Source organism: Achromobacter sp. (genome assembly GCF_050285565.1).
Classification (GTDB): Bacteria; Pseudomonadota; Gammaproteobacteria; order Burkholderiales; family Burkholderiaceae_B; genus Achromobacter.
On sequence record NZ_JBLZXG010000001.1, the window covers coordinates 533,545 to 556,980 of the forward strand.

At 65.6% G+C, this 23,436-nt stretch carries 21 protein-coding genes; 15 read left to right on the plus strand and 6 right to left on the minus strand.

All coding sequences use genetic code 11. The features are described from left to right. Window positions 1-146 precede the first annotated feature (146 nt). The 7 genes from ACN6O8_RS02330 (at window position 147) to ACN6O8_RS02360 (ending at window position 5,532) form a co-directional block, all read left to right on the plus strand. Complete coding sequence (locus ACN6O8_RS02330) at window positions 147-926, plus strand: SDR family NAD(P)-dependent oxidoreductase (RefSeq protein ID WP_427989451.1); 780 nt, start codon at window positions 147-149, stop codon at window positions 924-926. A gap of 10 nt (window positions 927-936) precedes the next feature. Then, on the plus strand, window positions 937-1,698 hold the full coding sequence (locus tag ACN6O8_RS02335; protein WP_427989452.1) for an ABC transporter ATP-binding protein: 762 nt from the start codon (window positions 937-939) through the stop codon (window positions 1,696-1,698). Further along, complete coding sequence (locus ACN6O8_RS02340) at window positions 1,698-2,390, plus strand: ABC transporter ATP-binding protein (RefSeq protein WP_427989453.1); 693 nt, start codon at window positions 1,698-1,700, stop codon at window positions 2,388-2,390. The genes ACN6O8_RS02335 and ACN6O8_RS02340 overlap by 1 nt, the downstream gene beginning before the upstream one ends. Window positions 2,391-2,402: 12 nt before the next feature. After that, on the plus strand, window positions 2,403-4,280 hold the full coding sequence (locus ACN6O8_RS02345; protein WP_427989454.1) for an ABC transporter permease: 1,878 nt from the start codon (window positions 2,403-2,405) through the stop codon (window positions 4,278-4,280). Beyond that, complete coding sequence (locus tag ACN6O8_RS02350; protein WP_427989455.1) at window positions 4,280-4,582, plus strand: Dabb family protein; 303 nt, start codon at window positions 4,280-4,282, stop codon at window positions 4,580-4,582. Before ACN6O8_RS02345 ends, ACN6O8_RS02350 begins: the two co-directional genes overlap by 1 nt. An 81-nt stretch (window positions 4,583-4,663) precedes the next feature. Beyond that, window positions 4,664-5,359 carry a fumarylacetoacetate hydrolase family protein gene (locus ACN6O8_RS02355; protein WP_427989456.1) on the plus strand — a complete coding sequence of 232 codons (696 nt, stop codon included), beginning with the start codon at window positions 4,664-4,666 and terminating at the stop codon, window positions 5,357-5,359. A gap of 41 nt (window positions 5,360-5,400) precedes the next feature. Continuing rightward, window positions 5,401-5,532, plus strand: a complete 132-nt coding sequence (locus ACN6O8_RS02360; protein ID WP_006388428.1) for an entericidin A/B family lipoprotein — start codon at window positions 5,401-5,403, stop codon at window positions 5,530-5,532. 77 nt (window positions 5,533-5,609) lie between these two features. On the opposite strand, the gene ACN6O8_RS02365 is transcribed toward ACN6O8_RS02360, so the two are convergent. Genes ACN6O8_RS02365 through ACN6O8_RS02375 form a run of 3 tightly spaced genes read right to left on the minus strand, consistent with a single transcriptional unit; the run spans window position 5,610 to window position 8,295 of the window. Then, on the minus strand, window positions 5,610-7,310 hold the full coding sequence (locus tag ACN6O8_RS02365) for a PhoH family protein (protein ID WP_427989458.1): 1,701 nt from the start codon (window positions 7,308-7,310) through the stop codon (window positions 5,610-5,612). A 59-nt stretch (window positions 7,311-7,369) separates the two neighbouring features. Next, window positions 7,370-7,834 carry a peroxiredoxin gene (locus ACN6O8_RS02370; protein ID WP_427989589.1) on the minus strand — a complete coding sequence of 155 codons (465 nt, stop codon included), beginning with the start codon at window positions 7,832-7,834 and terminating at the stop codon, window positions 7,370-7,372. Continuing rightward, window positions 7,834-8,295: an Mth938-like domain-containing protein gene (locus ACN6O8_RS02375; protein ID WP_427989459.1), complete on the minus strand. Its 462-nt coding sequence runs from the start codon at window positions 8,293-8,295 to the stop codon at window positions 7,834-7,836. The genes ACN6O8_RS02370 and ACN6O8_RS02375 overlap by 1 nt, the downstream gene beginning before the upstream one ends. A 235-nt stretch (window positions 8,296-8,530) precedes the next feature. Here ACN6O8_RS02375 and alaC point away from each other — a divergent pair, with 235 nt between their 5' ends. The 4 genes from alaC (at window position 8,531) to ACN6O8_RS02395 (ending at window position 13,105) form a co-directional block, all read left to right on the plus strand. Next, window positions 8,531-9,715, plus strand: a complete 1,185-nt coding sequence (alaC, locus tag ACN6O8_RS02380; RefSeq protein WP_427989460.1) for an alanine transaminase — start codon at window positions 8,531-8,533, stop codon at window positions 9,713-9,715. A gap of 179 nt (window positions 9,716-9,894) precedes the next feature. Further along, a complete protein-coding gene (locus ACN6O8_RS02385) occupies window positions 9,895-11,199 on the plus strand; it encodes a homoserine dehydrogenase (protein WP_427989590.1) in 1,305 nt (434 codons plus the stop codon). Between the two features lie 120 nt (window positions 11,200-11,319). Beyond that, the gene (thrC, locus tag ACN6O8_RS02390) at window positions 11,320-12,729 is read left to right on the plus strand and encodes a threonine synthase (protein WP_427989461.1); all 1,410 of its coding nucleotides are present in this window, start codon (window positions 11,320-11,322) and stop codon (window positions 12,727-12,729) included. Between the two features lie 154 nt (window positions 12,730-12,883). Continuing rightward, window positions 12,884-13,105 carry a YgdI/YgdR family lipoprotein gene (locus ACN6O8_RS02395; protein WP_006388435.1) on the plus strand — a complete coding sequence of 74 codons (222 nt, stop codon included), beginning with the start codon at window positions 12,884-12,886 and terminating at the stop codon, window positions 13,103-13,105. Between the two features lie 63 nt (window positions 13,106-13,168). Here the strand turns inward: ACN6O8_RS02395 and ACN6O8_RS02400 are convergent, their stop codons facing one another. Next, complete coding sequence (locus ACN6O8_RS02400; RefSeq protein ID WP_427989462.1) at window positions 13,169-14,188, minus strand: class 1 fructose-bisphosphatase; 1,020 nt, start codon at window positions 14,186-14,188, stop codon at window positions 13,169-13,171. Window positions 14,189-14,198: 10 nt separating this feature from the next. Beyond that, complete coding sequence (gene pepN, locus ACN6O8_RS02405) at window positions 14,199-16,901, minus strand: aminopeptidase N (protein ID WP_427989463.1); 2,703 nt, start codon at window positions 16,899-16,901, stop codon at window positions 14,199-14,201. Window positions 16,902-17,053: 152 nt separating this feature from the next. On the opposite strand from pepN, the gene ACN6O8_RS02410 reads away from it, so the two are divergent. Then, on the plus strand, window positions 17,054-17,692 hold the full coding sequence (locus ACN6O8_RS02410) for a DUF4136 domain-containing protein (protein ID WP_427989464.1): 639 nt from the start codon (window positions 17,054-17,056) through the stop codon (window positions 17,690-17,692). An 85-nt stretch (window positions 17,693-17,777) separates the two neighbouring features. Here the strand turns inward: ACN6O8_RS02410 and ACN6O8_RS02415 are convergent, their stop codons facing one another. Continuing rightward, the gene (locus ACN6O8_RS02415; RefSeq protein WP_427989465.1) at window positions 17,778-18,161 is read right to left on the minus strand and encodes an H-NS family nucleoid-associated regulatory protein; all 384 of its coding nucleotides are present in this window, start codon (window positions 18,159-18,161) and stop codon (window positions 17,778-17,780) included. Between the two features lie 771 nt (window positions 18,162-18,932). Here ACN6O8_RS02415 and tldD point away from each other — a divergent pair. From tldD to ACN6O8_RS02430, 3 genes are all read left to right on the plus strand, one after another. Beyond that, entirely contained in the window at window positions 18,933-20,393 is a 1,461-nt protein-coding gene (gene tldD, locus ACN6O8_RS02420) for a metalloprotease TldD (protein ID WP_427989466.1), read from the plus strand. Window positions 20,394-20,693: 300 nt separating this feature from the next. Beyond that, window positions 20,694-21,767, plus strand: a complete 1,074-nt coding sequence (gene aroG, locus ACN6O8_RS02425; protein WP_427989467.1) for a 3-deoxy-7-phosphoheptulonate synthase AroG — start codon at window positions 20,694-20,696, stop codon at window positions 21,765-21,767. Window positions 21,768-21,865: 98 nt separating this feature from the next. Beyond that, on the plus strand, window positions 21,866-23,275 hold the full coding sequence (locus tag ACN6O8_RS02430; protein ID WP_427989468.1) for an FAD-binding oxidoreductase: 1,410 nt from the start codon (window positions 21,866-21,868) through the stop codon (window positions 23,273-23,275). Window positions 23,276-23,436 lie beyond the last annotated feature (161 nt).

Below are 23,436 nucleotides of genomic sequence, written 5' to 3' on the forward strand. Positions count from 1 at the left end.
CGCGTATATTGAGATTAATGTCAATCACGTTTTCCAGCATGGACGGCGGAGCGACACAAGCCGGGCCAGGCGCGCCGCGCCTCGGGAAGCCTTTCCCGGGGCCGTGTTCCGAGAGACCCGGCGCCTATAAGACAAGGAGACAAGCTTTGAATCAGGACTATCTGGGCCGGACCTTCGGGCTGGCCGGGCGTACCGCGCTGGTGACGGGGGGCGCGCGCGGGCTGGGGTATGCGATCGCCGCCGGCCTGGGCCGGGCCGGCGCGCAAGTGGTGATCAACGACCTGTCGCAGGCCGCTTGCGAGGCCGCCTGCGCGCAACTGGCCGCGGCCGGCATCACGGCGCGCAGTGCGGTGTTCGACGTGGCCGACGGCGCCGCCGTGGCCGCGGCCATCGCGCAACTCGAAGCCGATGGCGTTGCCATCGACGTGCTGGTCAGCAACGCCGGCAATCAGAACCGCAAGCCGGTGATCGAGATGACGCCCGCTGAATGGCAGGCGTTGCAGAACGTCCACGTCAACGGCGCCTTCCATTGCGCCCGCGCGGTGCTGCCGGCCATGACGGCGCGCGGCTTCGGCCGCATTGTGCTGATGTCGTCGGTCGCGGGTCAGGCCACCATGCCGAACATTGCCGCCTACGCGACCGCCAAGGGCGCCATCGCGGCGTTCACGCGCGCGCTGGCGGTCGAGTATGGCGGCCAGGGCGTCACTTGCAACGCGCTGGCGCCGGGCTTCGTGCGCACCGACTTCACCCAGGGGCTGCAGGACAATCCGCAATTCCAGTCGTTCCTGTCGACCGCGGTGCCGGTGGGGCGCTGGGCCGCGCCGGAAGACATCGCGCCGGCCGTGGTCTACCTGGCCTCGCCGGGCGCCGCGTTCGTCAATGGCCACGTGCTGGCGATTGACGGCGGCCTGCTGGCCCGCATGTAGGAGGACGGCCATGAGCACCCAAGCGGTTCTGTCCGCCCAGGGGCTGGTCAAGCGGTTCGGCGGCTTCAATGCCGTCGATGGCGTGTCCCTGGCCCTGCGGGAAGGTTCCATTCATGCCTTGATCGGCCCCAACGGCGCCGGCAAGACCACCTGCTTTAACCTGCTGACCAAGTTCCTGACGCCCGACCAGGGCGTGATCCACTATCGCGGCCGCGATATCACCGCGCTGGCGCCGGAGCAGATCGCGCGCCTGGGCATCGTGCGCTCGTTCCAGATTTCGGCGGTGTTCCTGGGCTTGACCGTGCTGCAGAACATGCGCGTGGCGCTGATGCGCCAGCACGGCGACGGCTTGCGCTTCTGGCGCAGCCGCCGCAGCGTCGATCGTCTCAACGACCAAGGCCTGGCCTTGCTGGAGGCCGTGGGCCTGGCCGGCATGGCCGACACCACGGCGGCCTTGCTGCCCTATGGCCGCAAACGGGCGCTGGAAATCGCCATGACGCTGGCGCTGGAGCCGGAAGTGATGCTGCTGGACGAGCCGATGGCCGGCCTGGGGCAGGAGGACGTGGCCCGCATCGCGGCGCTGATCCGCCGCGTCTCGGCCAACCGCAGCATCCTGATGGTGGAGCACAACCTGTCGGTGGTCGCCGACTTGTCCGACACCATCACGGTGCTGGCGCGTGGCGCGGTGCTGGCGCAAGGCGATTACGCGGCCGTGTCGCGCGACGAGCGTGTCATCACGGCCTACATGGGCTCCGACGAGGGAGACGACTGATGCTGTCGATCAAAGACCTCAACGCCTGGTACGGCGAATCGCATGTGCTGCATGGCGTCGACATCGAAGTGCGGCGCGGCGAACTGGTCACCATCCTGGGCCGCAATGGCGCGGGCAAGACCACCACGCTGCGCGCCGTCATGGGCATTTTGGACAAGCGCCGCGGCTCGATCCGGCTCAACGGCCAGGAGACCGTGGGCATGGCGCCGCACCGCATCCCGCGCCTGGGCGTGGTGTATTGCCCCGAGGAACGGGCGGTGTTTCGCAGTCTGGACGTGACCGAGAACCTGCTGCTGCCGCCGCGCCTGGCCGACGGCGGCATGTCGTTGGACGAAATCTACGCCCTGTTTCCCAATCTGCGCGAACGCAGCGCCAGCTCCGGCGGCAACCTGTCGGGCGGCGAACAGCAGATGCTGGCCATCGCCCGCATCCTGCGCACCGGCGCCCAGTTGATCCTGCTGGACGAGCCCACCGAAGGGTTGGCGCCGGTGATCGTGCAACAGATCGGGCAGGCCATCCGCACGCTCAAGGAGCGCGGCTTCACCATCGTGTTGGTCGAGCAGAACTTCCGCTTCGCCACCAAGGTGGCCGACCGCCACTACGTGATGGAGCACGGCCGTGTGGTCGACCAACTATCGGCGCAAGAGGCGCGCAACGATCCCGCGCGGATCGCGCGCCGCCTGGGTGTCTGAGGGGAGAATCCTGTGTTCGAAATCTTCGGTGTGCCGTCCACGGCACTGTTCGGCCAGCTCCTGCTCGGCCTGATCAACGGTTCGTTCTACGCCTTGCTCTCGATCGGGCTGGCGGTGATTTTCGGCCTGTTGAACATCATCAACTTCGCCCACGGCGCGCAGTACACGGCAGGGGCGTTCCTGGCCTGGATGCTGCTGAATTACCTGGGTGTGAACTACTGGGCCGCGCTGGTGCTGGTGCCGCTCATCATGGCCGCGTTCGCCATCGTGATCGAGCGCGCGCTGATCGCGCGCACCTACCGCATGGATCACCTCTACGGGCTGTTGCTGACCTTCGGCCTGGCCTTGCTGATCGAGGGCGGGCTGCGCCAGGCCTATGGCGTTTCGGGGCTGCCCTACACCATCCCCAAGGCGTTGTCGGGCGGGGTCAACCTGGGCTTCATGTTCCTGCCCTGGTATCGCGGCTGGGCGGTGGTGGTGTCGCTGGTGCTGTGCCTGGCGGTGTGGGTGTTGATCGAAAAGACCCGGGTCGGCGCGATGCTGCGCGCCGCCACCGAGAACCCGACCATCGTGCGTTCGTTCGGCATCAATGTGCCGCTGCTGATCACGCTCACCTACGCGCTGGGCGTGGCGCTGGCCTCGGTGGCGGGCGTGATCGCCGCGCCCATCTATCAGGTCAGTCCGATGATGGGCTCGAACCTGGTGGTGGTGGTGTTCGCCGTGGTCGTGATCGGCGGCATGGGTTCGATCATGGGGGCGATTGTCAGCGGCTTCGGGCTGGGCATCATCGAGGGGCTGACCAAGGTGTTCTACCCCGAGGCCGCCAACCTGGCCATCTTCCTCATCATGGTGCTGGTGCTGCTGTGCAAGCCGGCCGGGCTGTTCGGCAAGCCGCTGCAGGTGCAGAACGTACTGGCGGCCGAGGCCACGCGCCAGCCGGTGCAATTGGGGCGGCGCGCCATGCGCTGGGCCATGGGCGGGCTGGCGCTGCTGGCGCTGGTGGCGCCGTGGTTTGTGTACCCCACGTTCCTGATGAAGGTGCTGTGCTTCGCGCTGTTCGCGGCGGCCTTCAACCTGCTGGTGGGGTATGTCGGCCTGCTCTCGTTCGGCCACGCGGCCTTCTTCGGCGCGGCTGCCTATGCCACCGGCATCGTCATGAAGCTGCTGGGCACGACGCCGGAGCTGGGCCTGTTGGCCGGGGTGTTGACCGGCGGGTTGCTGGGACTGGTGTTCGGCGCGATCGCTATCCGGCGCCAGGGCATCTACTTTGCCATGATCACGCTGGCGCTGTCGCAACTGGTGTACTTCATCGCGGTGCAGGCGGGCTTCACCGGCGGTGAGGACGGTCTGCAGAGCGTGCCGCGCGGCAAGCTGTTCGGCCTGTTCGACCTGGACGGCGTGATGCCGATGTACTACTTCACCCTGGCGGTGTTCGCGCTGGGCTATGCGTTCGTGTTGCGGGTGTTGAATTCTCCGTTCGGCGAGGTGATTCGTTCGGTGCGCGACAACGAGCAGCGCGCCCGCTCGTTGGGCTATTCGACCTCGCGCTACAAGCTGCTGGCCTTCACGTTGTCGGCCGCGGTGGCGGGACTGGCCGGCGGCCTGAAGGTATTGGTGTTCGGCGTGGCCTCGTTGACGGACGTGCACTGGCACGCCAACGGCGAGGTCGTGCTGATGGCGCTGCTCGGTGGCATCGGCACGGTGTTCGGGCCGCTGGCCGGCGCCTTCACCTTCGTGTCGCTGCAGAACTACCTGGCGCCGCTGGGGTCCTGGGTGTTGATTGTGCAGGGAGCCATCTTCATCCTCTGCGTCCTGTTGTTCCGCGACGGCATCATGGGACTGGTGTCCCGCGCCTGGCTGGCCGTTGCCCGTTCCAAGAAGGAGTCGTGATGTTCCTGCATGTTGTGATGTTGCGGCTTTCGGGCGCCGCCGACGCGCGTTTCCATGAGCGGGTGCAGGGCTACTGCGCCCGCATTCTGGCCGAGTGCGACGGCGTGGCCGCCTATGCCTTCCGGCCCAACCAGGCGAGCCGTTCGGATGGCCTGACCCATGCGGTGGTGGCGGGCTTTGCCGACGCCGCCGCCCATGACCGCTACCAGGTCTCGCCCGCGCACCAGGAGATGAAAGCCTACATGGCGGATTTCATCGAGCGCCTGGTGGTGTTCGACGGGGAAATCCCTACAATTTCCTGAATATTCGCGTTCCCGGAAAGGGATACACTCGCGGATGATTTTTGCCATCGGAACGTTCCACCCGTCATAGGTTGATAGATCATGGACTACGTATTGCCTCCCCAACCGCAGACCGCGGTTCCCGTTGCCGGCAGTGCCGCGCTGTTCCCGGTGCGCCGGGTCTACTGCGTCGGCCGCAACTATGCCGAGCACGCCAAGGAAATGGGCTTCACCGGCCGTGAAGATCCGTTCTTTTTCTGCAAGCCCGCCGACGCCGTGCTGAACGTGGCCGATGGCGAAACGGGCAAGATGCCTTACCCGCCCAAGACCTCCAACCTGCACTATGAAATGGAGCTGGTGGTGGTGCTGGGCAAGGGCGGCCGCGACATTCCGGTGGAACAGGCCAACGACTGCGTCTGGGGGTACGCGCTGGGTCTGGACATGACGCGCCGCGATCTGCAGGGCGAAATGAAGAAGCAGGGCCGCCCCTGGGAAGTGGGCAAGGCCTTCGACCTGTCGGCGCCGCTGGGCCCGATCCACCCGCGCAGCGTGGTCGGCACGCTCGACAAGGGCGCCATCTGGCTCGACGTCAACGGCCAGCGCAAGCAGTCCAGCGATATTTCCCAGATGATCTGGAACGTGCCGGAAAGCATCGCCTATCTGTCGGGGCTGTTCGAACTGCAGCCCGGCGACATCATCTTCACGGGCACGCCGGAAGGCGTGGGCGCCGTGGTCCAGGGCGATGTCATCACCGGCGGCGTGGAAGGGCTGGGCGAACTTCGCGTCCAGATCGTTTAAAGTAGGCGCCGGAACCGTTTCTTCACTTCAGGAGCGCCAGCATGCGCAGCAAGATCGTGCTGACCGCCTTCGTCGTGTTCGGCTTTGTACTCGCCGGTTGCAATACCGTGGCGGGCATGGGCAAGGACATGTCGCGGGCCGGCAACGCCATCACCAACGCCGCCGACAAATAATCGTCCGGCCCCGGTGATAAAAAGCCCCTTGAGCAATCGCTCAAGGGGCTTTTTGTTGGACGGTGCGGCGGGAGAGGCTACAACACATCCCCCGCGTAGTCGGCCAGGCGCGAGCGTTCGCCGCGCTGCAAGGTCACGTGGCCCGAATGCGGCCAGCCCTTGAAGCGGTCGACCACGAACGTCAGGCCCGAGCTGCCCTCGGTCAGGTAGGGCGTGTCGATCTGGGCGATGTTGCCCAGGCAGATCACCTTGGTGCCAGGGCCGGCGCGGGTCACCAGCGTCTTCATCTGCTTGGGCGTCAGGTTCTGGGCCTCGTCGATGATCAGGTACTTGTTCAGGAAGGTGCGGCCGCGCATGAAGTTCAGCGACTTGACCTTGATGCGCGAGCGGATCAGGTCCATGGTGGCGGCGCGGCCCCAATCGCCGTTGCCTTCGCCTTCGCCCATGTTGAGCACGTCGAGGTTGTCTTCCAGCGCCCCCATCCAGGGCAGCATCTTTTCTTCCTCGGTGCCAGGCAAAAAGCCGATGTCTTCACCGACCGGCACCGTGACGCGCGTCATGATGATCTCGGTGTAGCGCTTGGTTTCCAGCACCTGGGTGATGCCGGCCGCCAGCGCCAACAGCGTCTTGCCCGTGCCCGCCTGGCCCAGCAGCGACACGAAATCGCATTCCGGGTTCATCAGCAGGTTCATGGCGAAGTTCTGCTCGCGGTTGCGGGCGGTGATGCCCCAGACGTTGTTCTTGCCGTGGGTGTAGTCGCGCAGCGTCGCCAGCACCGCCATCTTGCCGCTGACCTCGCGCACCTGGGCATACAGGGGCATCTGGCCTTCGAAGTAGACGAACTGGTTGACCACGAACTGGGAACACAGCGGGCCGTGGATGCGGTAGAAGGTGGTGCCGCCCTGTTGCCAGGATTCGACGTCCTTGCCGTGCTTGTTCCAGAAGTCCTCGGGCAATTGCATCACGCCCGAGTACATCAGGTCAGAGTCTTCCAGGACGTGGTCGTTGAAGTAGTCTTCCGCGGCCATGCCCAGTGCGCGCGCCTTCAGGCGCATGTTGATGTCCTTGGACACCAGCACGACCTCGCGCTGCGGGTATTTTTCCTGCAGCGCCCGCACCACGCCCAGGATCTGGTTGTCGGCCTTGCCCATGGGCAGGTCCGAGGGCAGGGTGCTGTGGATGGCGGTGGTCTGGAACATCAGGCGCCCGGTGGCGTCCTTGTTGCCCAGCTTGGCCAATTCCAGGCCTTCGTCAAGCTGCGTGGCGTCCTGCACCAGGGCGTCGAGCGAGCGGCTGACCTGGCGGGCGTTGCGCGCGACTTCCGACATGCCCTTTTTCTGGTGGTCCAGCTCTTCGAGCGTCATCATCGGCAGGAAGATGTCGTGCTCTTCGAAGCGGAACAGCGAACTGGGGTCGTGCAGCAGCACGTTGGTGTCCAGCACGAACAGCTTGCGCGGCTCGTTCTGGGCGCGCGGCTTGGCGCGCTTGGCCGGCGCCGGGGCGGGTTTGGCCTGGCGCGCCTGGGCGCGCGGCGCGGGCGCGGCGGGCGCGGGCGGCGGCACCTGGCGCGCCGGGATCTGCGCCTTGCGGCCGGGAGCGGCCATGCCTTCGAGCTCGGGCTGCACCAGCAGCTCGTCCTCGTCGTCTTGGGCCAAAGCGGTCTGGGTGTTCGACCGCGCAGCGGCGGTCTTGGTGCTGCGGGCCTGCGCCCGGGCGTTATCGCCCGAGGGGAAGGTCAGGATGGCTGCGGGGCGGGTGGGCAACTTCGGAAGCGGCATATGCGTCACTCTCCAGTATGGGCCGGCTATGGCACCTGACGGGTATTCCTGTGCACGGCTTAACCGATGCTCTTGGCGGCCTGCAGGACTTCCTTGGCATGGCCCGGGACCTTCACCCCGCGCCACTCCTGCACCAGCACGCCGTAAGCGTCGATCAGAAAGGTGCTGCGCTCGATGCCGCGCACCTGCTTGCCGTACATGTTCTTCTGCTTGATGACGCCGTACAGATTGCACACGGTTTCGTCGGCGTCGGAGATGAGAGGGAAAGGAAGCTCGTACTTGGCCTTGAAATTCTCGTGCGATTTCAACGAATCGCGCGAGATCCCGACCACCACGGCGCTGGCCGACAGGAAGTCGGCGTGCAGGTCGCGGAAATCCTGGCTCTCGGTGGTGCAGCCAGGGGTGTTGTCCTTGGGGTAGAAATACAGGATCACGGCGCGACCCTGGCATTGCTCCAGGCTGATCGGCCCAATCGTGCTTTCAGCGGTGAACAGCGGGGCGGGCTTGCCGATGATGGGCCTCATCATGTCTGGGATTCTCCGTTGGGGGGGATGAGGGCGACGACCACGCGCCGGCCCTCCGCCATCAGGATGTTGTAGGTGCGCGAGGCGGCGTGGGTGTCCATGATTTCCACGCCGATGCCTGCCGCCAACAGGGGACGCAGCACTTCGGGACGCAGGAATTGTTGCCGGGCGCCCGTGCCGACCAGCAGCACCTCGGGCGCGTTGGCCGGGCGGCTGGGGGTGGCTTCGGGTTCGTCCAGGAAAGCCAACGGGTCGCGGACGGGCTCGGACAATCCGGCCGCCTGACGCAAGAGGGTGGGGGTGATGTCGGCCGGCGACTGAACGGGCCAATGGGTAACTTCGCCTTCGGGGCCAAAAGCGACCGAGGAGGAAAAACGTACCTGGTTGACCTCGATATAGCCGTCACCATAAGCGGTGACGGTGTTCAGGGCGGCCGTCGCAGGATCGGTATGCAGCTTCAATAAATACTCCGGCTTTATGGCTCCGATAATAGCGCATCAGGATGGCGGCATGTTGCATGGTTTCCACTGCGAAATTGGGGGCTTTTCCGTCCAATTTGCCGCCCAGGCGTCCTTGCGCTAGATTACAGGGTTTTGCTGCGCCGCAAACGTGTGGTGGCGCGGCTTTTGAGCCCGTTTCCCCTTCGCGCGCCCGCGCCCTGGATTTTTGCCCCTTCGCCCCCTAAGGATTCCCATCATGAGGAAGTTCTCTCGCATTGAGCGTTTGCCCCCGTACGTTTTCAACATTACCGGCGAGCTCAAGATGGCGGCCCGTCGGCGCGGCGAGGACATCATCGACATGTCGATGGGCAATCCGGACGGCGCCACCCCCAAGCACATCGTCGACAAGATGGTCGAGGCCACCATCCGCCCGACCACCCACGGCTACTCGGTGTCCAAGGGCATCCCGCGCCTGCGCAAGGCCATCTGCGACTGGTACCAGCGCCGCTACGCGGTCGAGTTCGATCCCGATTCCGAAGCCATTGTCACCATCGGCTCCAAGGAAGGCCTGGCGCACCTGATGCTGGCGACCCTGGACCGCGGCGATACCGTGCTGGTGCCCAACCCCAGCTACCCGATTCACATCTACGGCGCCGTCATCGCCGGCGCCAACATCCGCTCCGTGCGCATGACGCCGGGCGTGGACTTCTTCGAGGAACTCGAGCGCGCCGTGCGCGAATCGATCCCCAAGCCCAAGATGATGGTGCTGGGCTTTCCCAGCAACCCGACCGCCCAGTGCGTCGACCTGTCGTTCTTCGAGCGCGTGGTGGCCCTGGCCAAGGAACACGACATTCTGGTGGTGCATGACCTGGCCTACGCCGACATCACCTTCGACGGCTATGTCGCGCCCTCGATCATGCAGGTGCCCGGCGCGCGCGATGTCGCGGTCGAGTTCTTCACCATGAGCAAGAGCTACAACATGGCGGGCTGGCGCATCGGCTACATGGTCGGCAATCGCGAGCTGGTCGGCGCGCTGGCGCGCATCAAGAGCTATCACGACTACGGTACGTTCACGCCGATCCAGGTGGCCTCCATCGCCGCGCTGGACGGCCCGCAGGACTGCGTGAACGAGATCGTGGCGCAGTACCAAAGCCGCCGCGACGTGCTCGCGCGCGGCCTGCACGAAGCAGGTTGGAATGTGGAAATTCCCAAGGCGTCCATGTACATCTGGGCGCAGATCCCCGAACCCTACCGGGCGATGGGCTCTTTGGAATTTGCCAAGCGTGTCCTGTCGGATGCGAAAGTGGCCGTGTCCCCCGGGATCGGCTTCGGCGAGTATGGCGACGAATACGTGCGCTTCGCTCTTATCGAAAACGAGCAGCGCACCCGCCAGGCGGTGCGCGGCATCAAGGACATGTTCCGCAAGGACGGGTTGCTCTAGGCCCACCCCCGAAGCGCCTGCGGCGCTTCCCCCTCAAGGGGGCATGCCTGCGGACCGGCGGAGCCGGATCCGCGGCATCCCGATCGGGGGGCGCGTTTGTGGACTGCAGCCGTTATTGCGTGAGTGTTTGGAGAACTGAAATGAATTCCCCTCAACGCCCGCCCGCCGAGGGCGCCGCGATGAATCCCATGAAAGTGGGCCTGCTCGGCCTGGGCGTGGTCGGTGGCGGCACCTGGACGGTGCTGTCGCGCAACGCGGAAGAGATCGCGCGCCGCGCCGGCCGCCGCATTGAAGTGGCCCGCGCCGCCGTGCGCGATGTGCCCAAGGCGCGCGCCCGCGTCGGCGACACGCTGCCCGTGGACACCGACGTGCACGCGCTGGTGCGCGATCCCGAGATCGACATCGTGGTCGAGCTGATCGGCGGCGACACCCTGGCGCGCGAGCTGGTGCTGGAAGCCATCGCCAACGGCAAGCACGTGGTCACCGCCAACAAGGCGCTGCTGGCCAAGCACGGCAACGAGATCTTCGCCGCGGCGTCCGAGCGCGGCGTGATGGTGGCCTTCGAAGCCGCCGTGGCCGGCGGCATTCCCATCATCAAGGCGATCCGCGAAGGCCTGACCGCCAACCGCATCCAGTGGGTCGCCGGCATCATCAACGGCACCACCAATTTCATCCTGTCGGAAATGCGCTCACGCGGCCTGCCGTTCGCCGACGTGCTGGCCGAAGCCCAGCGCCTGGGCTACGCCGAAGCCGACCCCACCTTCGACGTGGAGGGCGTCGACGCCGCGCACAAGCTGACGCTGCTGGCCTCGCTGGCCTTCGGCGTGCCGGTGCAGTTCGACCGCGCCTACATCGAAGGCATCTCGCAATTGGCCGCCGAGGACATCGAACACGCCGAGCGCCTGGGCTACCGCATCAAGCTGCTGGGCATCACCAAGCGCCGCGCCGACGGCATCGAGCTGCGCGTGCATCCGGCGCTGGTGCCGGCCGAGCGCCTGCTGGCCAATGTCGAGGGCGCGATGAACGCGGTGCTGGTCAAGGGCGACGCCGTCGGCCCGACGCTGTACTACGGTCAGGGCGCCGGCGAAGAGCCGACCGCCTCGGCGGTGGTGGCCGATCTGGTCGACGTGACCCGCCTGCACACCGCCGACCCCGGCAACCGCGTGCCGCACCTGGCGTTCCAGCCGGACGCCATGTCCGACACGCCGATCCTGCCGATCGAGCAGGTCAGCACCTCTTACTACCTGCGCCTGCGCGTGGACGACCAGCCGGGCGTGCTGGCCGACATCGCGCGCCTCTTGGCCGACCGCTCGATCTCGATCGGGTCGATGATCCAGCAGCCATCGCACATCGGCGGCGCCGACATCATCTTCCTGACGCACGAAGCGATGGAAGGCAACGTCAACCTGGCCATCGAACGCATCGAGGCGTTGCCGTTCGTACGTTCCAAGGTCACGCGCCTGCGCGTGGAGCATTTGGTATGAAGGCCCACCCCCGAAGCGCCTGCGGCGCTTCCCCCTCAAGGGGGCGCGGGCGGCGGCCCGGCGGAGCCGGCTCCGCGCGGCCTCGCCTGGCGGGACGCAGTGCATTGTGGAGTCAATGACATGAACTACATTTCTACGCGGGGGGGCATGGCGCCCCTGCCGTTTTCCGACATCCTGCTCGAAGGGCTGGCGCCGGACGGCGGCCTGGCCGTGCCGGAGCAGTTGCCGCGGATCTCGGCCGAGACGCTGGAATCGTGGCGTGGCCTGCCGTACGCCGACCTGGCGTTCGAAGTGCTGTCGCGCTTTGCCACCGACATCCCGGCCGACGACCTGCGCCGCCTGACCCGCGCCGCCTATACCTCGCAGATCTTCAACAGCGAAGACATCGTTCCGCTGCGTCCGCTGAACGACGGCCTGTCGCTGCTGGGACTGTCCGAAGGCCCGACGCTGGCGTTCAAGGACATGGCCATGCAGTTCCTGGGCCAGGTGTTCGAATACGTGCTGACCCGCCGCGGCACCACGCTCAACATTGTCGGCGCCACCTCGGGCGACACCGGCTCCGCGGCCGAATACGCGCTGCGCGGCAAGCGCGGCGTCGCGGTCTTCATGCTGTCGCCGCACGGGCGCATGAGCGCGTTCCAGCGCGCCCAGATGTACTCGCTGCAGGACGAGAACATCCACAACATCGCCGTGCGCGGCGTGTTCGACGAGGCGCAGGACATCGTCAAGGCGCTGGCCGGGGACCTGGCCTTCAAGGCCAAGTACCGCCTGGGCGCGGTCAACTCGATCAACTGGGCGCGCATCGCCGCCCAGGTGGTGTATTACTTCCACGGCTGGCTGCGCGCCACCGACAAGCCGGGCCAGCAGGTTTCGTTCACGGTGCCCTCGGGCAACTTCGGCAACATCCTGTCGGGCCACATCGCCCGCGGCATGGGCCTGCCGGTGCGCCGCCTGGTGCTGGCCACCAACGAGAACAACGTGCTGGAGGAGTTCTTCCGCACCGGTATCTACCGTCCGCGTCCGGCCGAGCAGACCTACGCCACCTCCAGCCCGTCGATGGACATCTCGCGCGCCTCGAATTTCGAGCGCTTCGTGTTCGACCTGGTGGGCCGCGACGCCGACCGCGTCAAGGCGCTGTGGGCCGACATGGCTCGCGACGGTTTCTTCGACCTGTCGGCGCTCAAGCCGCAGTTCGAGGCGCAATACGGTTTCGTCGCCGGCGCCAGTTCGCATGAAGACCGCCTGGCGACCATCCGCTCGCTGTACGACCAGACCGGCGTGCTGGTCGATCCGCACACCGCCGATGGCGTCAAGGTCGCGCGCAAGCACGTCGAGCCCGGCGTGCCGATGCTGGTGTTGGAAACCGCCTTGCCGGCCAAGTTCTCGGAAACCATCGAGGCCGCGCTGGGCCGCCCGGCCACGCCGCCGGGCAACCTGGCCAACCTGGAATCGCTGCCGCAACGCGTCGAAGTCATGGACTGCGATGCCGCCGCGGTACGCCGCTACATCGAGGCCCACGCCAAGGTGTAAAGGCAGCTTGCGGTTGTATGGGGTTGCAACCCCTCGCCGGTGTGAGCCGCGAGGGGTTTTTTACGTTCTTACGCATTTTGGCCACATGCGGTCACTTCTTTCGGGCAGGCATCCGATACAGTAAATCCACCATTCACACTCGGAGAACACGCCCATGAATCTGAAGACCATGACGTTGGCCCTGGTGGTGACCGGAGTAGGGGTGCTGGCCGGATGCTCGTCGCCCTCGGTTATTCAGCAACGCGACGGAACCTCGACAGTGACGCCCGACGAGCCGACCTACGACAAGAAGTCCGGCATGTACGAGTACGATAAGGACGGCAAGAAGGTCCAGATCAACAAGGACGATGTGAAGTCGATCGAAGAGGTCAAGTAACCCTTCGCCAGACCTGCATGCAAAACCCCGGCCGAGGCCGGGGTTTTTTGCTTGGCTCGCGGCTTACTTGCCCGCGTCTTCGGCGTGGTAGCGGCCCACGCGCTCGACTTCGTTTTTCGAACCCAGGATCACGCTGACGCGCTGGTGCAGTTTTTCCGGCTGGATGTCCAGGATGCGCTGGGTGCCGTTGATCGCGGCGCCGCCGGCCTGCTCGATCAGGAAGCTCATGGGGTTGGCTTCGTACATCAGGCGCAGCTTGCCGGCCTTGCCGGGCTCGCGCGCGTCCCACGGGTACATGAAGATGCCGCCGCGGGTCAGGATGCGATGCACGTCGGCCACCATCGAGGCGATCCAGCGCATGTTGTAATCCTTGCCCAGCGGGCCCGTGGCGCCGGCCAGGCAGTCGTCGATATAGCGCTTGACCGGGGCCGCCCAGTGACGCATGTTCGACATGTTGATGGCGAATTCCTTGGTGTCCTCGGGCACGCGGATGTTCTCGTGGGTCAGCACCCACGATCCCATTTCGCGGTCCAGCGTGAAGCCCACCACGCCGTTGCCGATGGTCAGCACCAGCATGGTCTGCGGGCCGTAGACGGCGTAGCCGGCCACCACCTGCTTGTTGCCCGGCTGCAGGAAGTCGGCCTCACAGACCGGCGCGCCCGACACGTTGTGGGGCGCGTGCAGCACCGAGAAGATGGTGCCGATCGACACGTTCACGTCGATGTTCGACGAGCCGTCCAGGGGATCGAACAGCAGCAGGTATTCGCCCTTGGGATAACGGTTCGGAATCAGGTGGATGGTCTCCATCTCTTCCGACGCCATGGCCGCCAGGTGGCCGCCCCATTCGTTGGCTTCCAGCAGGATCTCGTTGGACAGCACGTCCAGCTTCTTCTGCACTTCGCCCTGCACGTTCTCGCTTTCGAGGCTGCCGAGCACGCCGCCGAGCGCGCCCTTGCTGACGGCGTGACTGATCGCCTTGCAGGCGCGCGCCACCACTTCGATCAGCAGCCGCACTTCCGGGGCCAGGGCCTGCGCGGAGCGTTGCTGCTCCACCAGGTATTGGGTAAGTGTTTTACGTTTCAAGAGGTTCTCCCTATGCTGCGAATTCTAAAGCCTTGGATACGATTTCCTGCACGTTGCGCGACAGCCCATCGTGGGCGCGCACCCGCTGCAGGGCTTGCTGCATGGGACCGCGCAGGGCAGGCACGTAGCGCGCCCAGTTGTCGAGCGCGCGCGCCAGGCGCGCGGCGATTTCCGGATTGAGCGCGTCCAGCGCCAGCACCTGGTCTGCCCAGAACGCGTAGCCCGATCCGTCGGGGTGGTGCATGCCGCGGGCATTGTTCAGGCAGAACTGGAAAATCAGCGCGCGCGCCCGGTTTGGGTTGCGCAACGTGAACGCCGGGTGCGTCATCAACTCGCGCGCGGTCTGCACCGTGGTGTAGCGCGCGGCGGCCTGGAGGGCGAACCACTTGTCCACCACCAGCGCGTTGTCGTGCCATTTGTCGTAGAACGCCGCCAGCGCCTGTTGCGGGAAGTCGCCCTGGCCGTAATTGATCAGGGCCGACAACGCCGCCATGCTGTCGGTCATGTTGCCGGCGTGCTCGTACTGCTGTTCGGCCAGGCGTTGCGCCTCGTGTTCGCCGCCCGCCATGAGGTGGCCGAGCGCCAGGTTCTTCAGGGCGCGCTTGCCGGCCGGCACCGGCGCGGGGCTGTATTCGCCCGGCGTCTGGTTGGCGTCGAAGGCCTGGCGGAACTCCGCCGCCAGTTGCCGGCCCAGCTCGGCGCGCAGGAAGTCGCGCGCCACCGCCAAGGCGGGCGGGTCGACCGCCAGCATGCGTTCGGCCAGGGTCTTTTCCGACGGCAGCGCCAGGGCGCGGGCGCGGTAGGCGGCGTCCAGCGCCGGGTCGGTCAACAGCGCGCGCCAGGCGGCGATGAAGGCCGGATCTGCATGCAACGTGCGGCCGGCCTGGCGCGCCTCGGCCAATGCCAGGATCTGGCGCGTGGCCAGTTCCTGGCCGGCCTCCCAGCGCGCGAAGGGGTTGCCATCATGCGCCGACAGCAGGGCCAGTTCCTCGTCGGTCCAGTCGTAATCGACGATCACGGGCGCGGAAAAATCGCGCAGCAGCGACGGCACCGGCATCTCGTCGATGCCGTCGAAATGCCATTGCTGGCTCTCGGTCGTCAGTTCCAGCAGCGCGGTGTCCTTGACCGCGCCGTCATGGCGCAAGGGCAGGGCGCGGCCGCTGCGATCCAGCAGGCCGATGGCGAAGGGGATGTGATACGGCGCCTTGACGAAGCCGGCCGCCTTTTTCTCGACGCCGACCGGCTGGCATTGCTGCGACAGCGTCACGGTGCAGCGGCGCGCGGCGGCATCGTGCGTCAGCTTGACCGTGACGCGCGGCGTGCCGGCCTGGCGATACCAGTTGCGGAACACGGACAGGTCGCGCCCCGGATGCTGGCGTGTGTAGACCGATTCCATGGCGGCCACGAAGTCGTCGCAGGTCACGGCCTGGCCGTCGTGGCGGCGGAAATACTCGTCCATGCCGGCGCGAAAGCCCGCTTCGCCCAGCAGCGTGTGCTGCATGCGGATGACCTCGGCGCCTTTCTCGTACACCGTGGCGGTATAGAAATTGCCGATTTCCTGGTAGCTGTCGGGACGGATCGGGTGTGCCATCGGGCCCGCGTCCTCGGGGAACTGCGCCGCGCGCAAGGTCACCACGTCGTCGATGCGCTTGACCGCGCGGGCGCTGGCGGCGGCGGTCTCGTCCATGCCCTGCGCCATCATGTCGGCGCTGAATTCCTGGTCACGGAACACCGTCAGGCCTTCCTTCAGGCTCAACTGGAACCAATCGCGGCAGGTCACGCGGTTGCCGGTCCAGTTGTGGAAATACTCGTGGCCGATGACCGATTCGATGCCCTCGTAGTTGGCGTCGGTAGCGGTGTCCGCGTCCGCCAGCACGTAAGCGGCATTGAAAATGTTCAGGCCCTTGTTCTCCATCGCGCCCATGTTGAAATCATGGACGGCCACCACCATGAAGCGGTCCAGGTCGAGCTCCAGGCCGAAGCGGGTTTCGTCCCAGCGCAGCGCCCGCACCAGGGAATCCAGCGCCCATTCGGTCTTGGTTTCGGCGCCCGGATCGCTGTAGACCTGCAACAGCACATCGCGGCCGCTGGCGGTCTTGACGGTGGTCTCGCGGTGGGTCAGGTTGCCGCCCACCAGGGCGAACAGATAGCAGGGCTTGGGGAACGGGTCTTCCCATTCGACCTCGTTGCGGCCGTCGGGCAACTGGCGCGAAGCGACCAGGTTGCCGTTGGACAGCAGCACCGGGTAGGCCGGCGCGGCGCGCAAGGTCACGTGGTAGCGCGACATCACATCGGGGCGGTCGGCGAACCAGGTGATGCGGCGAAAGCCCTCGGCTTCGCACTGGGTGAAGAAATTGCCGCCCGAGACATACAGGCCCATCAGGGTGGAATTGGCCGAAGGCTTGCAGCGGCTGACGATCTCCACGCTCGCCTCTGCCGGCAGGCCATACAGCGCCAGGCTGTGTTCGGACAGATGGTAGCGATCGGCCGGCAGCGCCTGGCCGTTCACGCCTACCGAGACGAGTTCCAGCTCTTCGCCGTCCAGCACCAGGGCGGCGTCGGCACTGGCGTCGGCTTTGCGCCGCACCTGCATGACGCAGCGCACCTCGGTGCTGTCGGGCGCCAGGTCGAAGGCCAGGGAGACTTGCGGAATGTCGTAGGGGTAGGGCTGGTAATCCTTGCGGTATACGGTAACGGGCGTGTCGGTGCGCATGGGATTGCAGTCCTGTATGAACGAGAGTCCTATTGTAGTGGCTGGGCCGCGGCGCGCAGGCGCACCGGTCTGGCCCGGGCGTAAACTTTCGGCATCCCGCGCGGTCAAAGCTCAGTATGATGGGCGCCGTTGCGCGCAATGAGGAGCTGCAAATGTCCCGTTCTTTCCCGTTCAATACCGGCCGTTGGGCCGCCATCCTGGCTGTATTGGGGGCGCTGGTGCTGAGCGGATGCGCCACCCCCACCGTCTCGGCGCGCGTCACCTCGTTCCAGCAATGGCCCAGCGGTGTAGAAGGCCAGACCTACCAGTTCGTGCCGGCCGACCCCTCGCAGGCCAATAACCTTGAATATCAGTCCTACCAGGACATGGTGCGCGCCGGCATCGGCGCCACCGGGCTGGTGGAAGCCCCGGCGGGCGCCAAGGCCCGTTTCAACGTGTCGTTCCGCTATGGCACGACGCAGACCCAAGTCATGGTGCGGCGTCCGTATGACCCGTATTTCAATGGGGGGTATGGCTACGGTGGTTTCTATGGCCCGCGTCCCTGGGGTGGCTACTATGGCTACTGGGGGCCGGAATGGGTCGATGTGCCGGTAGTGGCCCAGCGCAATACCCTCACGCTGCAGATCCACGACAGCCAGCGGGGCGGCGCCGAGGTCTACCGCTCCAGCGCCTTCATACTCAGCGAGCAGGACAATTTCGTCCGCATGATGCCCTATCTGGTGCGTGCAATATTTGACAACTTTCCAGGCAATAATGGTGCCGAGCGTGAAATCCAATTCCCCGTGCGGTGAATTTCAGCGGCCCCGGCAACCGTTCTAAAATAATAAGGGCGCACCATTTTGGTGCGCCCTTATTTTTCTTACTGAAAAATAGGTTTTATTCCTTGATGAGGAAACTGTCGCGCGTGGCGCCGGCGGCTTCTTCCGCGGCGAGCCAGCGCGGCGCCTTGCCACGGCCGCTCCAGGTCTCCCCGGTTTGGGGATGACGGTACTTGGGCGCAACGGCGCGTTTGGCGGCGTTGGCGGGACGGGCGGCGGCGCCAGCCTTGCGGCGGCCGCCGGTCGTGGCGCGGACAGGCTTGCCGGCGCCGTAGGCGGCGGCGATCTCTTCGGGGGTGATGTCGTACTCGCGCATCGAGGTGATGATCGAGGTGATCACCGGCTTGCGACGCTTGGTTTGAAGGATTTCAGCCTTCTTTTGGAGCTTGTTGATTTCCTTTTCGATCTTTGCTTGCAGAGCTGCGTAGGTTTCTCGGGCCATGGTTATTCCTGATTATGGAACTGCTTTAATCGCCGGCGGAGTTAGGTGTATTTGTTGTGCCTCGCATAATACAGAAATTGCCGCCCGTGTGCCGCAGTCCTGGACTAATTACTTTGTATCAAAACTGCCAGAGAGTCTTTAGGCTTGCGGATTCTCGTCAGGAACAAGTATTGGGAAGCCTATTCTCAAATTTGGGACTAATTGAAACAGCGGCGGCTTTGGTTCACAGGGCGGACGAATACGACACTCTTCCTGTCTGGATCGCGGATTTTTGTTTCATGAAGCGCGCGGATGGGGAAAGATCCGGGTTTTTCAGCGGCGAGTAAGAAAGTGTCGCCTGGGTTTTCCAACGCGCCCTCGGGGCATATCGGCGCGATTCCTGAAGAGGTCGGATGACCGGGCGGCGCACGTATTCACGCGGTTTCCCAGGGGTATGCGGATTTTCATTCCCACCCTTCGAGAAAGTTATGCGGGCGTGCGGATTCCCGTCGTTTTGTTGTTGGCTTCATTTTGTTGCCAAGTTGTATGACAAGCTTGCGTTCCAGCTTGGCCCCCCTCGGATCAGCGCCGGTGTGAACGGATTCTGGTTATCTGCGGCGGCGCCAGCATATTTTGCCCGCCATGGCGACGCGAGTTTGGAACACGCCCTGATTGGTTAACTTGCTAGGCAATATTCGCGGCCCGCGACGCCGGGCCCGTGTCGGCGGTACGATATAGCCTTGAGCGTCCTGGCAGCCGCGTGTCCGCGCCGGCGCCTCCCAACAGAGTCCTATGAAAATCACCGATCCCGCTATTGCATCCCTGGCCACCGCCAAATCGCTGTTGCTCGACCCCTGGGGACTGACCGAGGCCGACATGGCGCGCGCGCTCGGCGAAATCTTCACCCACAAGGTCGACTACGCCGATCTGTATTTCCAGTACACCCGCAGCGAAGGCTGGAGCCTGGAAGAAGGCATCGTCAAGACCGGCAGCTTCTCGATCAGCCAGGGTGTCGGCGTGCGCGCCGTGAGCGGCGAGAAAACCGCTTTCGCGTATTCCGATTCGCTTTCGGCCGACGCCTTGCTGTCGTCTGCCCACGCGGTGCGTGGCATTGCCCGCCGCGGCGCCGGCAAGGTCAAGGTGGCGGCGCAGGTCGAGGCCGAGATGGGCCGCAGCCTGTATGCCGATATCGATCCGGTGGCGACGCTGAGCGCCCCCGAGAAGGTTGCGCTGCTCGAACGCATCGAACGCATGGCCCGGGCCCGCGACCCGCACGTGATCCAGGTCATGGCCGGCCTGGGCGCCGAGTACGACGTGGTGCTGGTGGCGGGCAGCGATGGTCGCCTGGCCGCCGACGTGCGGCCGCTGGTGCGCCTGTCGCTGACCGTGATCGCCGAGCGCAACGGCCGTCGCGAAATGGGCCATGCCGGGGGGGGCGGGCGCCTGGGACTGGCGTATTTCACCGACGAAATGCTGCAGGGCTACGTCGAGCGCGCCGTGCATGAAGCCATGGTCAACCTCGAAGCCCGCCCCGCGCCGGCTGGCGAAATGACCGTGGTGCTGGGGTCGGGCTGGCCGGGCATCCTGCTGCACGAAGCGGTGGGGCACGGCCTGGAGGGCGACTTCAATCGCAAGGGCTCCAGTGTGTTCTCGGGCCGCATCGGCGAGCGCGTCGCGTCCAAGGGCGTGACCGTGGTCGACGACGGCACCATTCCCGACCGCCGCGGCTCGCTCAATATCGACGACGAGGGCAATGCGACCCAGCGCAACGTGCTGATCGAAGACGGCATCCTGCGCGGTTACATGCAGGACACCCTGAATGCCCGCCTGATGAAGACGGCGGCCACCGGCAACGGCCGCCGCGAATCGTTCGCGCACCTGCCGATGCCGCGCATGACCAACACCTACATGCTGGCCGGCGACAAGGCGCCCGAGGAAATCATTGCCTCCGTCAAGCGGGGGCTGTATGCGGTCAACTTCGGTGGCGGCCAGGTCGACATCACCAGCGGCAAGTTCGTGTTCTCGGCCTCCGAGGCCTACATGATCGAGGACGGCAAGGTGACGTATCCGGTCAAGGGCGCCACGCTGATCGGTAACGGCCCCGATGCCATGACGCGCGTCACCATGATCGGTGACGACCTGAAGCTGGATTCGGGCGTGGGCACGTGTGGCAAGGATGGTCAGAGCGTGCCGGTGGGCGTGGGCATGCCCACGCTCCGCATGGAAGGTCTGACGGTGGGCGGGACGGCCTGACCGCCCGGCAGCCTCCCGCGCCGGGTCATTTGCGGGCCGCCATGGCGCCTTGAAAAGCGGCGTGACGGCCCGAAAAAATTGTGCTAGAGTCTTTTCCCATGAAATTCGCTTCCCCCGCCTTTTACTTTTATTTTTTTGGTTTTCTGAAGCCGCTGGCGGAGGAAGGGAAGCGCTCAATCTGAAGTTTGGAAAGAATCCCCCCAAAAAAGCCGCCAGCGAACTGGCGGCTTTTTTTGTGCCGTCAGCTTGAGGAACAACCCCGGGACCGATCCCGGTGGCGGGAAACCCAGGAGCAGTACCGTGTCACACAATACCGACGACCTTCGCATCCGAGAAATCAAAGAACTGAATCCGCCCGCGCATGTCATGCGCGAGTTCGCCTGCACCAAAGAGGCCTCCGACACCGTATTCGCCGCCCGGCAGTCGATGCACCGCATCCTGCATGGCATGGACGACCGCATGATCGTCGTGATCGGCCCGTGCTCGATTCACGACACCCGCGCGGCCATTGAATACGCCAAGCGCCTGAAGCCGGTGCGCGACCGTCTCAGCGCGGATCTGGAAATCGTCATGCGCGTGTATTTCGAAAAGCCGCGCACCACGGTCGGCTGGAAGGGGTTGATCAATGATCCGGACCTGGACGGCAGCTTCGATATCAACAAGGGCGTGCGCGTGGCGCGCGAGCTGCTGCTGGACATCAACAGCCTGGGGCTGCCGGCGGGGTGCGAGTTCCTGGACATGATTACGCCGCAATATATTGCGGACCTGGTTTCCTGGGGGGCGATCGGGGCGCGCACGACAGAGAGCCAGGTGCATCGTGAACTGGCGTCCGGACTGTCGTGTCCGGTGGGTTTCAAGAATGGCACGGACGGCAATGTGAAGATCGCGGTCGACGCGATCAAGGCGGCGTCGCAGCCGCACCATTTCCTGTCGGTGACCAAGGGCGGTCATTCGGCCATCGTCTCGACCGCCGGCAACGAAGACTGTCACGTCATCCTGCGCGGCGGCAAGACGCCGAACTACGATGCCGCCAGCGTCGACGCCGCCTGCCAGGACATGGCCAAGGCCGGCCTGGCGCAGCGCATCATGATCGATGCCAGCCACGCCAACAGCAGCAAGAAGCCCGAAAACCAGCCGCTGGTGATCGAGGACGTGGCGCGCCAGATGGAAGCCGGCGACGCGCGCCTGGTCGGTGTAATGGTCGAAAGCCATCTGCTGGGCGGCCGCCAGGACATGGTGCCGGGCACACCCCTGGTGTACGGCCAGAGCATCACCGATGGCTGCATCGACTGGGACGCGTCGGTGGCCGTGCTCGAACGTCTGGCCCACGCCGTGCGTGAGCGCCGCCGCGTCGCGCTGACCTCTGGCAAGTGAGCCGGCCGGGCCGCAAGCCGTCCACGCGGGCGGTTTGCGGCGCAGCAAGGCGGGCGGCGTAGAATAACCGGATTACCCAATCCGAGAATCCGCTGATCATGAACGCTCCCTTGCACGCTGAATCGCTGCGCCGCGCGGTGCCGGCCGCCTGTCTCGAGGCCCTGCGCGCCCGCTTTGGCGATCGTTTCTCCGAATCCTCCGCGGTGCGCGAGCACCATGGCCGCGACGAATCGCCGTATCCGGCGATGCTGCCCGATGCCGTGGTCTTCGCCCAGAGCACCGAGGAAGTCGCCGCAGTCGCCCGGCTGTGCAACGAACATCGCGTGCCGCTGATTCCCTATGGCGCGGGATCGTCGCTGGAAGGTCACATCCTTGCGATCCAGGGCGGCATCAGCCTGGACCTGTCGCAGATGAACAAGGTGCTGGCCGTCAACGCCGAAGACCTGACCGCCACCGTGCAGGCCGGCGTGCTGCGCAAGCAGCTCAATGAAGAGATCCGCAGCACCGGCCTGTTCTTCCCGATCGATCCGGGCGCCGACGCCAGCCTGGGCGGCATGGCCGCCACGCGCGCCTCCGGCACCAATGCCGTGCGCTACGGCACCATGCGCGAGAACGTCATGTCGCTGACCGTGGTCACCGCCGACGGCCGCATCGTGCGCACCGCCGGCCGCGCCCGCAAGTCGTCGGCCGGCTACGACCTGACCCGCATCTTCGTCGGCAGCGAAGGCACGCTCGGCATCATCACCGAAGTCACCGTGCGCCTTTACCCGCAACCCGAGGCCGTGTCGGCGGCGGTCTGCAACTTCCCCACGCTCGACGCCGCGGTGCAGAGCGTGATCGAGATCATCCAGATGGGCGTGCCGGTGGCGCGCGTGGAGTTCATGGACGCGGCCAGCGTGCGCGCCGTCAACCTGCACAGCAAGCTGACGCTGCGCGAAACGCCGCTGCTGGTGTTCGAATTCCACGGCAGCCCGGCGGGCGTGCAGGAACAGGCCGAGACCGTGCAGGCCATCACCGCCGAGCACGGCGGCATGGACTTCGAGTGGGCCGAGCGTCCCGAGGACCGCAGCCGCCTGTGGACCGCGCGCCACAACGCCTATTTCGCCGGCCTGCAACTGCGCCCCGGCTGCCGCGCCAGCACCACCGATGTGTGCGTGCCGATCTCGCGCCTGGCCGACTGCGTGCGCGACACGGTCGAGGAACTGGACCGCGCCAGCTTCCCGTACACCATCGTCGGCCATGTCGGCGACGGCAACTTCCACGTGCTGATGCTGCTGGACGCCGACAGCGAGCGCGAATGGCAGGAATCCGAAACCATCAACCACAACCTGGTGCGCCGGGCGATCGCCGCCGACGGCACCTGCACCGGCGAGCATGGCGTCGGCCTGCACAAGATGCAATTCATGGCCGAAGAGCATGGCGATGACGCGCTCGACCTGATGCGCAGCCTCAAGCACGCATTCGATCCCAACAACATCCTCAACCCGGGCAAGATCGTGTCCTGGTAAGCCGTCCGAAGGGCGCAAGGAGAAAACCGGCGGGGCGACCCGCCGTTTTTTTTGTCGGCGCGCGCAGCGCGCTGTGTGGCGCGGGTGACAAGCATTCTCAAGCAAAGACGGCGCGATGGACGCCTGGCCGGCCGCGAGCGGAACCTTTTCCGGATCCTGGC

Bases quoted from the DNA above. Each gene is read 5' to 3' on its own strand.
- ACN6O8_RS02335 (WP_427989452.1), top strand. From the start codon at position 937: ATGAGCACCCAAGCGGTTCTGTCCGCCCAGGGGCTGGTCAAGCGGTTC.
- ACN6O8_RS02340 (WP_427989453.1), top strand. From the start codon at position 1,698: ATGCTGTCGATCAAAGACCTCAACGCCTGGTACGGCGAATCGCATGTG.
- ACN6O8_RS02350 (WP_427989455.1), top strand. From the start codon at position 4,280: ATGTTCCTGCATGTTGTGATGTTGCGGCTTTCGGGCGCCGCCGACGCG.
- ACN6O8_RS02355 (WP_427989456.1), top strand. From the start codon at position 4,664: ATGGACTACGTATTGCCTCCCCAACCGCAGACCGCGGTTCCCGTTGCC.
- ACN6O8_RS02360 (WP_006388428.1), top strand. From the start codon at position 5,401: ATGCGCAGCAAGATCGTGCTGACCGCCTTCGTCGTGTTCGGCTTTGTA.
- ACN6O8_RS02365 (WP_427989458.1), bottom strand. From the start codon at position 7,310: ATGCCGCTTCCGAAGTTGCCCACCCGCCCCGCAGCCATCCTGACCTTC.
- ACN6O8_RS02370 (WP_427989589.1), bottom strand. From the start codon at position 7,834: ATGAGGCCCATCATCGGCAAGCCCGCCCCGCTGTTCACCGCTGAAAGC.
- alaC (WP_427989460.1), top strand. From the start codon at position 8,531: ATGAGGAAGTTCTCTCGCATTGAGCGTTTGCCCCCGTACGTTTTCAAC.
- ACN6O8_RS02385 (WP_427989590.1), top strand. From the start codon at position 9,895: ATGAATCCCATGAAAGTGGGCCTGCTCGGCCTGGGCGTGGTCGGTGGC.
- thrC (WP_427989461.1), top strand. From the start codon at position 11,320: ATGAACTACATTTCTACGCGGGGGGGCATGGCGCCCCTGCCGTTTTCC.
- ACN6O8_RS02395 (WP_006388435.1), top strand. From the start codon at position 12,884: ATGAATCTGAAGACCATGACGTTGGCCCTGGTGGTGACCGGAGTAGGG.
- pepN (WP_427989463.1), bottom strand. From the start codon at position 16,901: ATGCGCACCGACACGCCCGTTACCGTATACCGCAAGGATTACCAGCCC.
- ACN6O8_RS02410 (WP_427989464.1), top strand. From the start codon at position 17,054: ATGTCCCGTTCTTTCCCGTTCAATACCGGCCGTTGGGCCGCCATCCTG.
- ACN6O8_RS02415 (WP_427989465.1), bottom strand. From the start codon at position 18,161: ATGGCCCGAGAAACCTACGCAGCTCTGCAAGCAAAGATCGAAAAGGAA.
- tldD (WP_427989466.1), top strand. From the start codon at position 18,933: ATGAAAATCACCGATCCCGCTATTGCATCCCTGGCCACCGCCAAATCG.
- ACN6O8_RS02430 (WP_427989468.1), top strand. From the start codon at position 21,866: ATGAACGCTCCCTTGCACGCTGAATCGCTGCGCCGCGCGGTGCCGGCC.